Source organism: Mucisphaera sp. (genome assembly GCF_965279675.1).
In the GTDB taxonomy this organism is placed as follows: domain Bacteria; phylum Planctomycetota; class Phycisphaerae; order Phycisphaerales; family Phycisphaeraceae; genus Mucisphaera.
Genome location: NZ_CBDIIJ010000002.1, coordinates 1,115,621 through 1,129,006, shown reverse-complemented (window position 1 = coordinate 1,129,006; position 13,386 = coordinate 1,115,621). Strand labels below are relative to the sequence as shown.

Below are 13,386 nucleotides of genomic sequence, written 5' to 3'. Positions count from 1 at the left end.
GGGTAAGCAGTATGCTGCTTACTGCAGCCAGGCTGCTGGTCCGAGTGTGACGGCGATTAGGACGACGGCGGCAATCAGGTGCAGAAAGAGTACGAAGGGGAAGACCCACCGGACCCAGGTGGCCCAGTCGACGCGGGCTGCGCCGAGGACGCCCATCAGCACCGCTGAGGTGGGGATGAGGGTGTTGCCGAGGCCGTCACCAAACTGGAAGGCAAGCACGCCGATCTGGCGATCGATCGAGACGAGGTCGCAGAGCGGGGCGACGATGGGCATGGTCATGGCGGCCTGGCCCGAACCTGAAGGCACGAAGAAGTTGATGCAGGCCTGGACGAGCATGATGACAGTTGGGGCCAGCCAGCCTGGAAGGGCGTCGAGCGGGTTGGCGAGGGCGTGGAGGAGGGTGTCGAGCACCTGGCCTTGAGAGAGCACGATGACGACGCCTGCTGATACGGCGATGATCAGGCAGGCCTCGATCATCAGGGAAGCACCTGACACAAATCGGTTGGCGATGGCGGTGGGTCCGAGGCCAGCCACGAGGCCGGCTAGCAGACCGGCGCCGACGAACATGGCGGCCATCTCGTTGATGTACCAGCCCCAACTGGAGACGCCCCATGCGGCGAGGAACATCGAGCCGACGGTCACGATCAGCACGAGGATGTCGCGTGTCGTGAGTGGGTCGTGGCTGGTGGTGACGGCTTCGGCGTGCTGGCGGCGCTCGATATCCAGCTGTAGGGTTGGCGAGCGCGTCGGGTCACGACGGACGCGTTCGGCGTGCCAGAGCACAAATGCGATACCGAGGGTGGTGAAGAGGCCCCAGAGGATAACTCGGAGGTTGAAGCCGGATAGGTAAGGCAGTTCGGCGATGGACTGGCCGATGCCGAGCGTGAAGGGGTTCATGAACGCGGCGGCAAAGCCGATCTGCGAGGCGAAGTAGCACATCGCAACGCCTGTCACCGTGTCGTAGCCCAGGCGGATGGCGAGCGGGATGGTGACGAGGACGAAGGCGATCGTTGATTCACCCATGCCGAAGACCGACCCGCCGAGTGCAAAGAGGGCGAAGCTGATAGGGATGACGAGCAGCCGGAGGCGGGCGCGTTCGAGGCCGAGGACGGCGTCGCGGAGCCCGCGGTCGATGGCACCTGTGCCAAGCATGACGCCGAAGGCTCCGCCGATGAGCAGCACGAAGCCGATGATGGAGGCTTTGTCCTGCAGGCCGAGGATGGGTGCTAGCAGCACGCGGCCAAGCACGGCGGGGATGTCGTTGAGGCTGGCCTGGCTTTCGTCCGCTAGTGACTGGTACGTGCCGGGCAGAACCACCGTGCGGTTCCAGCCATCGGAGCCAGCGAGCAGGACGTCGCGATCGACATAAGCGGTGAGGTCATCGATGGGCAGTCGACTTTCGGGGTCGAGTGCGGTCCAGGTGTCTTCGGGATCGAGACCGTTGGTGAAGGCGAGGACGGTTGGGGTGGGGTCAGGTGTGGTGATGGTGACACGATGGAGCGTGGGGAAGAAGCGGTCTTCGCGCTCGAAGCTGCCGCGAGGCACCACGAGTGAGGCGACCGCGGCGAAGAGGAGGACGAAACTCAGGATGACCAGGGCGGGCGGCATGGCCCAGGCTTTGGGGGCTGGCTGATTCATTCGGGGGTGTCCTGAAGGGTCTCGTTCCAAGGGTCCCAGGCTATTGGTGGTGGAGATTCGGTTAACTGGAGATTTGCGAGCTGCTCATCGATCTCGGCCCGGAGTCGCTTAGCTGCCTGACGAACATCGGGTTCGGGAAAGAAGTCGCGGCTGATATGGACGCGGGCATAAAAAACCGCGTCGGTGGTCGATCGATGGAATCGATCCCAGACAGGAATGACGACCACATTATCGGGTGCACCCATGGCTTCACCAAATAAGGTTGTTGATTCAAACTCTGCATTCTCGCGATGCGTGTGGATCAAACCTGTGGCGAGTTCGATCTCATCGCCATCACTCAGCAGGGACATCCGGTAGCCATCTGTCATCAGCCGTTCTCTGGGGTCGTTGCTGCGATATCGGTTGTCGACAACAAATACGGCGTGATGGCCGATGGCTTTGCCGGTTCCCTCGTGGAGGTCAACAGCCAGCGCTCGATTCTCGTTGATACCCAGCCCGAGCCAGATCCCTTCGGTATGCATTCCGACGATCAGGCGGCCCATTCTTTGACGTTCCAAGAAATGCTGATCGATCATGACATCATCCATCAGGCCCATGCCCTGACCGACGCCGACGCCTCGGTCTTCGATGACGTCGGAGCGGCCGATCAGCAGGGCCTCTTCGGAGTTGCCCCAGCGGATCATGCGCTCGGGCATCATGGCGGCGCCGGCGGAGGTGCCGGCGACGACGCCTCCGCGCTCGAGCAGCCGACGTACGGCGCGGAAGGCAGGCGTGTCGCCAGCTTCGGGTCGGAAGACGGCGGTGATGCGGGACTGGTCGCCGCCTGTGAACCAGAGGGCATCGGAAGCATCGATCTGAGCAACGATATCGGGGTCGTGTGCGGCTTCCGGGTTGGCTGTCGTGATCTCCAGGATTGAGACGCGAAGATGATCGTCAATCTTTAAGTGCTCATACGAGGGGTGTGTGGCCGCGTGCTTGAGGATGTCTTCGGCCGTGAGTCGCCCGGACCGTTCGGGGTTGCCGGATGCGGTGGGAATCACGGCGATACGTACCGGTCGCTGTTTCGTGTTCTGTCGAGCTAAATCAAGGAAGTGGTGGTAGATCTTCGGGTCTTCGTAGTCGAGAGCGCCGCCGATGATAAGCAGGTGGCCGTTGGTGGGCGCTTGTGCTTTGAGGGGGTTGGCCAGGCAGATGCCGATGAGGATGGCCAATGCTGTGAGGAGTGATTGCTTCATGGCAAGCTCGCGGGGGCGTCGGGGTGGTGGTAGAGGTGTTGGTGGCGATCGGCGAAGGAGCGCCAGCGTTTGTGGAACGTTTCGAGGCTGGTGTCTTTGCTGCCTCGTGGTTGCGTGGCGAGGTGGGTGCAAAGTGTAATGAGGTCCCGGTAGTCGGCCAGGCTGATGTATTCGTGGCCGATTGAGCCTGAGGGTGTCAGGTTGTGGTAGTTGCCGAGGGGGAGGCAGAGGGCACCGGCTCGACCGAGGGCAGCCTGGAACACGGTCGACTCGCAGGTTCCGCCGGGCATGAGCTGGCGTTGATACGTGAAGCGGGGGTCGGTGTCTGCCAACTCGCTCGCGGTCTTTGACAGCCAGTTAGCGGTGGGGGGGTCGTAGGTTGTCTGGCGATCGCCGAGCCGGATCACGACGCCTGAACCCACGAGGACTTCAGGGCGAGCCATCGACATTTCGAGCGTGATATAGGTGGGCGCTTGGCTTGCATTCCTGATCTGTTTGACGTGATCGATGGCGCCGAAGAACCCCCCTTCTTCGGCGCGTGTCAGCAGGATGGCGATGGGCGGTGACAGTCCCGCTTTGCTCAGGTTCCTCATTGTGCTCAGGAGTGCGGCTACGGCGGCCACATCATCGATAGCGCGTGCGTGGATCTGGTTGCGACGGATGGCCGGGTCGCTGAGTTTCCACATGCCGATCGATCCGGGTTGAACGGGTTGTTTGATGTCGATCTCGACGAGTCCGGGATCGCCTAACTCGTTGCTGTCCAGAACACGGCGGACACGACCATCGACGGGTTTGCCCGAGAGTCGTAGGGGTGGGTCGCTATCGAGCCAAGGAGTTGGAAGTTGAGATTCTTTGAGCTTTCGGCCGGCGGTCCAGAAGCGGACGGCCTGTCCGGGCATGGCTTTGGTGGGGATGCGCCCCATCCACTGAGCGAGGAGTCGATTGGGGCCGATGGTTCGCAGCGCCCAGAAGGCGGGGTGATCCATGTGCGCTGTGAAGATGAGCCTGGGCCGGATGCGTGCTGTGGGTTTCAACAGCAGGTTGCCAAAAGCATCAGCGGTGGTCACCCAACCTGCTTTCTTTGCGGTTCTTGCGGCTAAGACGGCGATGTTCTGTTCATGGAAGGAACTGGTGGGCAGAGACAGCAGACGCTTGAGCAGCGAGAGGTCGCTGGGTGATGGCCTGGATCGGGTTGGTGTGCTTCGGGGGCTCACAGGATGGGCATGATAAAGGGAATGGGGCTGCATCCGTGGCAACAAAAAACGCCGGCCCTGAGGCCGGCGTTGTGCACGATGCTGGGAGTGATTGAATTGTGGCTTAGCCACGGCGGCGGAGTGTGAGCAGACCGCCTAATGCCAACAGGGCTGAGGCGGGCTCGGGGATGGTGTTGGTGAAGCCGAAATTGGTGGCGAGCAGTGACAGGTCGATGAGATCGACGGCGTCGTCACCATTGAAGTTGCCGGCGTCGTAGAGCGGTTGGCCTACTGCGCCGAAGTTGCTGGCCAGGTTGGAAAGATCGATGAGGTCGACTGTGCCGTCGAGATTGCTGTCGCCGTCCGCGGAGCCAAAGAGTGAGCTCACCCAGAAGCTGATGTCGGCGCTGTCGAGGACGGTGTCGCCGTTGGCGTCGAAGGTGGCGATGTCCTGGTCGATGGGATCCAGCAGCAACTCTGCGAAGAGCAGGTCGAGGTCGCCCAGATCAAGTGCGCCGTCGAGGTCGTAGTCGCCATCGATCTCGACGAAGACGGAGGCGGTGAGCTCGTAGGGGGCGCTGTCTCCCTGCCAGCCGTCGACGACGACGTAGTAGAGGCCGGCGGTCAGTTCCGGCTCGATGAGGGACTCGGGCCCACCGACGTTGGCCGAGCGACGGACCAGGGTATCGGTGCTGTCGAAGAGGAAGAGATCGAGATCGCCGATGGTGTCGTCGAAGTCGAGCGAGAGCTGCAGGTCGCCGCCTGGCCAGTTGAGTGGCCAGACATCATCGGGACCGTTGTAGGTGGTGCTGGGGCCGGGGCCGAATCGGCCATCGACGTCATCGGTGCTGCCGATGCTGGTGTCGCCGCTGAGGGTCGAGTTGATGGGTAGGAAAAGCGGCTCAGCGAGTTCGGCCAGTGTCGGGACATCGATGGCGTTGTTCAGGAGCGTGAGGCGGATGTCGCTGACAACGACGCTCGTGGAGCCAAACAGGCTGTCGTCGAACATCTGGAAGGCGATGCTGTAGCCGCTGCCCGAGCCTTCGACCACGCTGAAGTTCTGGGTGGTTTCGAGGTCGTCGATGGGCAGGTCGTCCGAGAAGGTGCCCGGGATCCGGCTGGTGGCACCGAATTCGACGAAGTTGTTGTCGGAGATCACGGTAGCGCCAAGGTCTCTCGAGAAGGCGCCGTCGTTGTTGACTTCGGGATCGTCACCAATGGAGGTCCAGTCGAAGGTCAGGCGGATGGCCTCGAAGGTCTCGCCCACCGTGGTGTCGATGACGAAGGTGTTGGAGAAGACCAGATTCTGGGTGGAGGTGATGGTGACATCATCGAAGGTGTAGGTGACGTCTGCTGCTGCTGGCAGGGTGCAGGTGCCGAGTGCAATAGCGATCAAGGCGTGGCGATGGAGGCTCATCGTGGGATTTCTCCGTGTTTTAGAAGGGTGTCTGTGCGGGCAGGCTACCGCAACACGATGCTATTCTATCAGGTCCCGGCTGGATGAAAAGATCGCTGTTCACTGGGCTATCTTGGGCTTCAGTGCGAACAGCAAGAGCAGCAAGAAGGCGGTTTGGGGCTCAGGAGCAGGGTTGGCGTCTCGGTCGAAGCCGAATGAGCTGGCCAGCAGCGAGAGGTCGATGAGATCGACGGTTCCGCTGCCGTCGAAATCGGCCTGGGACCAGCCGACAGAAGGCTGGCTGAAGTGTGAAGCCAGGCTGGATAGGTCGGTGAGGTTGACGGTGCCGTCGAGGTTGGCGTCGCCAAGGGTGGTACCGAGGACGCGTTCGATGAGGTAGGTGCGGTCGGCCGGATTGCTCACGCCATCGCGGTTGAGGTCTGCCGGGGTTGATGTCAGTGCATCGATATCGGCAGCGTCGATGGTGCTGTCGTTATTGATATCGAAGAGATCGCCTAGCTCGATACGATTGCCGTTGTCGTAGGCGAACCATGTTGCGGTGGATGCGGTGACGGCGTTGGCTGTCCAGCTAGTGAGGTCGAAGCTGCCGCCTGTGGTGAGCTCGTAGGAAAGGATGGGCTCGAGATCGAGCGGCTGGCCAGCAGGCAAGTCGATATCGCGATGGAATGTGCGGAGGAGCGTAGCGGAGCGGCCTACGGGACCGTGGTAACGGGTGTCGCCTCGGCGGTCGATCGTGATGGCGGCACCTTCATCGACGCCGATGGCCCGGGCCTCGGTGCTATCGGTGTCGGCGAGGATGCGGGCCATGAAGGCATTGAGTCGGCCTTCACGGTTTCGCTCGGTGTAGTGGGAGTCGGTGACCGTTTTGTTAAGCAAGGGGATGGTGAGAAAATCGTGTTCGAGTGTGGCCCGGGGGTGGTAGGGGTCGGCAAGTGCCTGCTGGGAAGTGACCGACTGCGTTCGGGCGACATAGGAGGTTGAACCGAGGATAGCGAGGCCGGCACTTGTGCCGCCGATGGGGATGCCTTCGAGCGCCTTCTGGTTGAGGATGTCCTCGATGACGGTGTTGCGCCAGTAGGCGTCGTAATCAGACTGATCTCCACCGGCGATGAAGATGCCCTCGGCGTTCTGCAGACGGTTGAGTGCAAACGGATTGCTGGCGTCGGAGCGACTTCTAAAGACGAGGGTTTCAACAGAGTCTGGTGAGGTGCCAGGCAGCTGTTCGTAGAGGTAGCGGTTGTAGCCATCGCTGCCTGAGGCCCGGATGACGACAACATCCCCGCCATTGACGCGATCCAGGAACCAGCTCATGGCGGAATCCACATCGCTACCGCCGCCAGCGAGCAGCAGGCCGGGTTGTGTGATGGCGGTGGCATCGGCCTGGTTGCCGACTCGGTAGTAATCGAGTGCCTCGGCTGTCGGGGTTGAGACAACGGCTGCGAGGAATGCGGTCGTGAAGGTCGCGATCTGACGGACTCGTGACATGTTCTAGAGGTCTCGGCTAGTAGCTGCTGTTTATACTAGGCGGCATTGGCTCTGCGACGGATCAGCACGGTTGGCAACGCGAGCAGGGCCAGCGCCGATGGCTCGGGTACGGCTGTGGCATCGAAGCCGAAGTTGCTTGCCAGTGTTGAAAGATCGATCAGGTCGATGACGCCATCGGCGTTGAAGTCGGCCTGGCCAAAACTAGTCGCCGGTTGGCCGAAATTGCTGGCGAGTGTTGAGAGGTCGATGAGATCAACCTTCAAATCTAGGTTGGCGTCACCTTGCGATGAGCCGAGGATGGCGGTGAGCCATTCAGTGATATCACTGGTATCAACGATCTCGTCGCTGGTGAGGTCGAACGTGAGGTCCGTGCCGCCAACGGCTGTGTAGAGCAGATCGAGGTCGGCGAGCGAGAGACCGCCATCCAGATTGAAATCACCAAGCAGTTGCAGGGCCGTGATGATGCCCTGGCTCTGGAGCAGGCTGATGTCCCAGAGGGTGGTGTCGATCAGCGAGGTGTCGAACCAGCCGGTGATGGTGGCGGCTGGATCAATATCGAGGATCTGGTAGGAGGTGCCGGGGGCGGGTCGACTACCAATCAGGTCAATCTGTAGGAGACCTTCGAAGTTGGCGGAGCTGTCGCTATCGATCAGCAAGCGGTCGAAGAGGAAGGGGGCATCGCCAATCTCGAGCAGCAGGATCGCGCCCGGTTGGAGGTCGTAGCCCATCCCGCCTTCGAATCGGGCTGTTCCAGCGAAGCGATTGGCGGGGCTATCGGCCTGAGCACCCGGCGAGAAGATGCCGCCGTCCTGGGTGAAGGTTGAGGGGTCGGCGTCGAAGGTGATGAACTCTCCGACGTTGAGCCGGCCGGCCGTGAGTTGAATCCCCTCCAAGCCGCCATTCATTGTTGCGATGGTGAGCTGAGCATCGGCGTGGTCAATAACGATTTCCAACCCGGTGGTCAGGAAGTTGTTGTCGAGATCGGGCAGCTCGGCGTTGGCAAGTGGTGCGACTTCGATGATGCTTCCGGACGAACTCTCAAGATCACTGACGAATGTGTGGCCGCCAAGGATGAGGCTGTCGCCGAATGTGTCGAGGATCAGGATGTCGACACTGACGTCCTCGAGCAGTGTGTTGCCGCCCGAGCGGATCTCGACATTTCCTTGGATGCTCCCACCACGGATCTGGGCGCCGGTCAGTTCGATGCTGTTGAAAACCAGCTCACCGTCAGGACCACCCTGACCATCGGAACCATTGAGCAGCACGCCGCCGTCGATGCCGAGCGTGTCGCCTTCGATGTAGCCACTCCGGTTATCCATGGCTTCCCCTGACAGTTCTACGAAACTGGCGAAAAGGGACCCGCGGTTGACGAATGCGAAATTGGTCACGAACTGGGTATCAGTCTGGAGTTCGTTGAAGGCGTTGGTGGTATCGCCGGTAAAGTTCTCTTCCTCACCCGGTTGGATATTGGCGAGCTCGGCAACCACCGGATCTGACTCGTTCGCCACCAAAGACCCACCCGGAACCGTGACAATGCCCTGGATACCTTCGATGAACAGGTCGTTGGTGGTGATCTCACCGAAGTTGGTCACGCCGAGATCAAAACCCCCACCGCTATAGAGGTCTGTCTGGAGGTCCAGCGTAATGTTCTCGCCGATGCTGAGTCGGTCGCCGGCGTTGGTGGCGAAGATCTCATCGAAGATGCTGACTGTTCCAGAACCCTCGATGGTCACGCCGCCAGCTCCGATGAAGAGCCCGTTGCCTGACCCTGCTTGGATGCTTCCCTGCGATTCGACGGTGATCGTTCCGATGAGCTCGAGCGAGCCTGTGTTGGTGAACACCGAGCCGGTGATGGTTAGGTCTTCGAGGACGACATCCTCTGCATCGAAGTCACCGACTGTGCCGCCGATGATCCAGACGAAAGAACCACCACCGGAGATAAACCCACCTTCGTTGTCGATCGTAGCGTCGACGAGCTGCGGAGCGCTTGATGAATCGCCCGTGATCGTGCCGCGGTTAATCAGGCCGATGGTCCCGCCATCGCCGGTTCCGAAGGGGTCGAGCTGAGAGTCGAAGCCCAAGTCGATGAAGCCGTTATTCTCAAAGATAATCTCATCGCTGCCGACGGTACCGAAGAAACCGCCTCCCTCCAAGAAGATATTCGCGTTCGGCCCGAGCACCACACGGGTCCCAGCCGACTCGGCGGTCAGCTCTGTTCCGAAGAATTGGAGGCCGCCATTGTCGATGGTGACGTCGTTGGCGAGGACGATGGTGCCACCATCAAACGTCACGAAGGACCCGGGCGTGAGACCGAGTTGGCCCTCGACGCGGAGTGTGCCCACAAAGATCTCGGTGGCGTCGCCGAGTGTGACGTTGCGTAGCGTACCGTCGAGTTCCATTTCGGAGCCAGCAGCAAGCCGTGAATTAACGAACGTGGTATTGAAGGCTTCGATACGATCTTGAATAAATTCACCGCCGAGCACCGTTGCATCCTGCGTGTCTAGCGAGAATACCTCGGTGGTGTCGGCTTGGCGGAAGTCGAAGGTGCCATCGATAAGGAACATGTCTCCCTCGATGCCACCCTTCACCGTGAAGCCGGGCACGGCCGAATCCATGTCGCCTCGTGGGTCGATGGTAGATCCGAACATGCTGACAATACCATCGCCCACGTCGAGATTGACGAGCGTGTCGTCGTCATTCACGTTACCGAACTCGAAGTAGGTGATTGACGTGTCTCCGGTCAGTTTGAGGTTGAAATCGCCTCCGCCGAAAATCTCTCCGAAAGTGAGACCGTTAAAGTTTGAGCCCACATCAACGGTCATTGTCACGTCATCATCGAGAATCAGTGTGTCGATAAAGACTTCATCGATGCCCTGGAACTGTAGTTGGCCTGCAGACGCTGCTTCGGTAATGAAGATGCTTGTATTTCCGGTAGGGTCCGTGCCGACGAAGGCGACATCCTGGAAGGTGCTGCTAAATTCAAAGCGGGCCTGAGCGCCGACCTCGATGGTGCCGCCGTAGAAAGACGAATCCTCGAAGTCGATATTCCCGGCCGCACCAATCACCGAGTCGTTGTACAGCTCTAGGTTGTTTCCGCTCAAGCTTCCGCTGACGCGTAGCGGGATGGTGAGCGCGATCTGGCTGAGGCTGAAACTCAGGTTGGTGACGTCGTAGGTGCCCGTGCCTCCGATCAGGCCCTCGCTGTTGTTGATGTTGAGGTTGGTAGCAATGAATGCGCCATCGTTGTGCAGGCGGACGTCGTTGAGGTTGATCGTGGTGCCGGAGATCGTCCCGCCTAAGCGGTTGAGCAGGAAGGTGTCCTGGATCGTCAGCGGGGCGACGCCAAGGATGTTCCCGCTGTTGTCGAGGCCCGGCGTATTTCGCATCGCGTTGCCAGTTGGATCGATGACCAGCTCGCCCAGTGTGGCGCCAGCCAGGAGTGGAGCGTTGGTGATGGTGCCCTCGTTCACGATGAGCAGCTGGTTGTTGCCAAGGACACCATCGATCGAAAGCGTGTGCCCTGATCGCTGAACGATGCGGTCGGTCGAGCGCAGGCCTTGCAGCGAAGTGAGGGCGCCCCCAAATGAGGCGATGGCACCCGTGCCTTCGATCACGATGTCGGGACCGGTGAAGCGCAGCGTGCCGGTCGCACCGGTGGCGTTGTTGAGCTGGATGGTGCCGTTGTTTGTGATATTGCCGCTGCCCGAGCGTTCGGCGAACTGCTCGATCGTCAGCGACTGGCCGGGGCTGATGGTGATCGAAGAGAGGTTGGCGATGTTGAGCTGATCGATCGCGACCGTGACATCCTGGGTGACCTGCGCGAAGACCGGCGTGGTCTGGCTGCCGACCTCGACGTTGAAGGCGTAGCCGCCAAGAACGTTCTGCGGGAAGCCCGGCCAGCCAACGAGTTCACCCGGACCAGGGGGTAGGCCGGTCTCGTTGTTGGTGACGGTCCACTGCGAGGGATCGGACCAGTTACCGCTACTACTGGTCGTCCAGATGGCGTCGTAGACGGGGTTGTCTGGTGAGGCGGTGACAAAGATGAACTCGCCGTCGTTCAGGATCTGCTGCTGCGCCGAGTAGACGTTGCCCGCGGTTTCAAACGAGAAGTAGAAGTGCTCTGCGTTCTCGGGGATGAGCGTGGTGTAGACCCCGAAACTTTCTAAGCCGGGCAGGACCTGATCGGCAACACCGCCGAACAACGGGTCGTTGGCTGAGCCGCCGATGAGCAGTCGCTCGCTGAAGCCCTCCTGCCCGACACCGAAGCGGGGGTTCTGGAGTGTTTCCGGGCGAGCGCTGTAGAGCACAAGCAGGTCGTAGCCGACAAAAGTATCGACACCCTCGACGCTCGGGTCGTAGCGCGCGATACCGCCCAGCGCGTTCGCGGGTGTCTGGCTGACGAGTGTGACGCCCGGCTCGACTTCGATGAGGGTGGCGTCGAGATCGGTCAGTCCGAAGGCTTCGGCGCCGCCGATGAGATTCGGCAGGTTGGGGACAAGCGGGGCATCGGCGATAAATGGGTTGGCTGACAATGAGCCGACACGGGTGGAACTGTCCTGCCCTGTGACGGAACCGCCGAAGACACTCTTTGCTGAAGCGCCTGGCAGGACAGCGTTGGTGCCGACAAGGAAACGGCCCTGGCCGCCATCATCGAGGCTGCTGCTGCTGTCCCCGCCAAGGCCGCCGCCGAGGTCGATACTGGAACCGCTGCCCGAGACGGTGGTTCCAACCAGTTTGATGGTGCCGCCCGAGCCACCGCCCGCGTGACCGCCTCGCCCGCCGGTTCCCCCATCGCCGCCGGCTCCGCCGATTTCACCATCGGCGCCGGTCTGGCCCGGGAAGTTCGGGCCGATGAAGATGACGGGCGTGAACGGGATGGAGTAGGTCTGCACGCCGGGCAGGCCGATGGTGCCATTCTGGAAGAAGCCGCCGCTTTGGCCGGCTCCGCCCGTGGTTCCTGAGGTGCCCGTTGTGCCTGAGCCACCCGTTCCGCCGGTGGCGAGCCCGGTTCCCTGATAGATCACCTGGCCCTGTGCTTCGATCGAGAAGGCACCGCCGCCTGCACCGCCGTCGGCCCCGTCGGCACCCATGCCACCATTTCCGCCCGTTCCGCCGTCGCCGCCCCTGCCGCCGATGCCGCCCGTGCCGCCAAAGGACCAGCCGGGTGTGGTCGGGTTGGGAACTGCCACTATGGCCCAAGCCCCGCCGCCTGAAGCCCCGCCGCCCCCGCCGCCCCCTCCGCCGCCGCCTTCGCCACCGCCTCCGCCCCCGCCACCGCCGCCACCCGCTCCACCGGTGAGATTGAAGCTGTTCTGCTGGTTGGTCCCGCCGCGCCCGGTTCCGCCCGCTCCGCCGTTTTGTCCATCAAAGCCCTCGCCACCGACCGAACCGTCGGTGGGTTTAAGTACGTTGCCAGTAAGTGGCCCGCTGATGAACTCGAAGGGCAGGGAGATCCCGCGTTCCCCGCCGGATCCGCCCGAGCCACCTTCCCCTGACAGGAAAGACGTGCTGCCGCCCGGTAGGCCGGCCGCTCCACCGGCTCCGCCGCCACTTCCGAACTGCCCGAAACCAGAACTGCCTGATCCGCCTGCGATCCCAGGGTCCGCAGTTGTTGCCGCACTGCCCTCACGGCCATCTCGGCCCGGGAACGAAGGCACGGGTGGCGGGTTGAATCCGAGGAAGAACGCGAAGGCTCCGCCGCCGACCAATGGTTGGACACCCGCCCCGCTACCACCTGCTGCGCCAGTGCTACCCGCTCCGCCGGACATCCCCAATCCGCCGCTGCCACCCCCCGGTCCGGCCTGAGTGCCGAGGGCCGAGAAGTCGATGGTGGCTCCGCTGTCGATGATGGCGTTGTTGCCAACGAGGAACGTTGCCGGTGCCGAACCGACACCGGTCAGCACATCGCCAGCGCCCAGGATAAAGTCACTGCCAAAGGTGAAGGTTGCGATTCCGTTCTGATGTGAGGCGCCGACTAGTCCCTGGCCAATGCCCCAGGTGGTCGATGTGGTGGTGTTGGTGATGGTGAGCAGGTCGGTATCGACCACGAGGTTGTCAGCGACCGCTGACGAGCCGAGCCCCGCCATCAGCCAGGCTGAGAGCATCGCGGCGGTCTGGCGGATTGACGACACGGGTGCGGTCTGCTTCATGGGGGGTTCCCTACTCCGGATGACGTGAAGACTCTTGAGATAGGCACTCAGATGAATGAGAGACAGCTGTGAAACAGCCAGCTTCTCCGACCGCCTTCATTTGGATAAACGACAAGCCTGCCTAAAGATATCACGCGTGCCCATCCAAGCGAGACGTAAGCCTCGGCGAAAAATGGCTGAGTGGGCAGCTTGGAGAAGTTGAACGTCAGTCCTTTCACTCCATGCTCACGAGGAGACACATTATTCAATACCCCAGAAAGCTTGTAAGT

Annotated in this window: 6 protein-coding genes; all 6 read right to left on the bottom strand. The window is 61.5% G+C overall.

Going from position 1 to position 13,386, the window contains the following annotated elements:
- Positions 1 to 18: 18 nt before the first annotated feature.
- Positions 19 to 1,638, bottom strand: coding sequence for a YfcC family protein (locus ACQZAB_RS04995; RefSeq protein ID WP_428387636.1), 1,620 nt, complete (start codon positions 1,636 to 1,638; stop codon positions 19 to 21).
- The gene (locus tag ACQZAB_RS04990; protein ID WP_428387633.1) at positions 1,635 to 2,873 is read right to left on the bottom strand and encodes a cyanophycinase; all 1,239 of its coding nucleotides are present in this window, start codon (positions 2,871 to 2,873) and stop codon (positions 1,635 to 1,637) included. Before ACQZAB_RS04990 ends, ACQZAB_RS04995 begins: the two co-directional genes overlap by 4 nt.
- On the bottom strand, positions 2,870 to 3,940 hold the full coding sequence (locus ACQZAB_RS04985; RefSeq protein WP_428387631.1) for a M20/M25/M40 family metallo-hydrolase: 1,071 nt from the start codon (positions 3,938 to 3,940) through the stop codon (positions 2,870 to 2,872). Before ACQZAB_RS04985 ends, ACQZAB_RS04990 begins: the two co-directional genes overlap by 4 nt.
- Positions 3,941 to 4,190: 250 nt before the next feature.
- Positions 4,191 to 5,483 carry a hypothetical protein gene (locus tag ACQZAB_RS04980; RefSeq protein WP_428387629.1) on the bottom strand — a complete coding sequence of 431 codons (1,293 nt, stop codon included), beginning with the start codon at positions 5,481 to 5,483 and terminating at the stop codon, positions 4,191 to 4,193.
- Positions 5,484 to 5,582: 99 nt separating this feature from the next.
- On the bottom strand, positions 5,583 to 6,968 hold the full coding sequence (locus ACQZAB_RS04975) for a dockerin type I domain-containing protein (protein ID WP_428387627.1): 1,386 nt from the start codon (positions 6,966 to 6,968) through the stop codon (positions 5,583 to 5,585).
- A gap of 35 nt (positions 6,969 to 7,003) precedes the next feature.
- Positions 7,004 to 13,117, bottom strand: a complete 6,114-nt coding sequence (locus ACQZAB_RS04970; protein WP_428387625.1) for a hypothetical protein — start codon at positions 13,115 to 13,117, stop codon at positions 7,004 to 7,006.
- Positions 13,118 to 13,386: the final 269 nt, after the last annotated feature.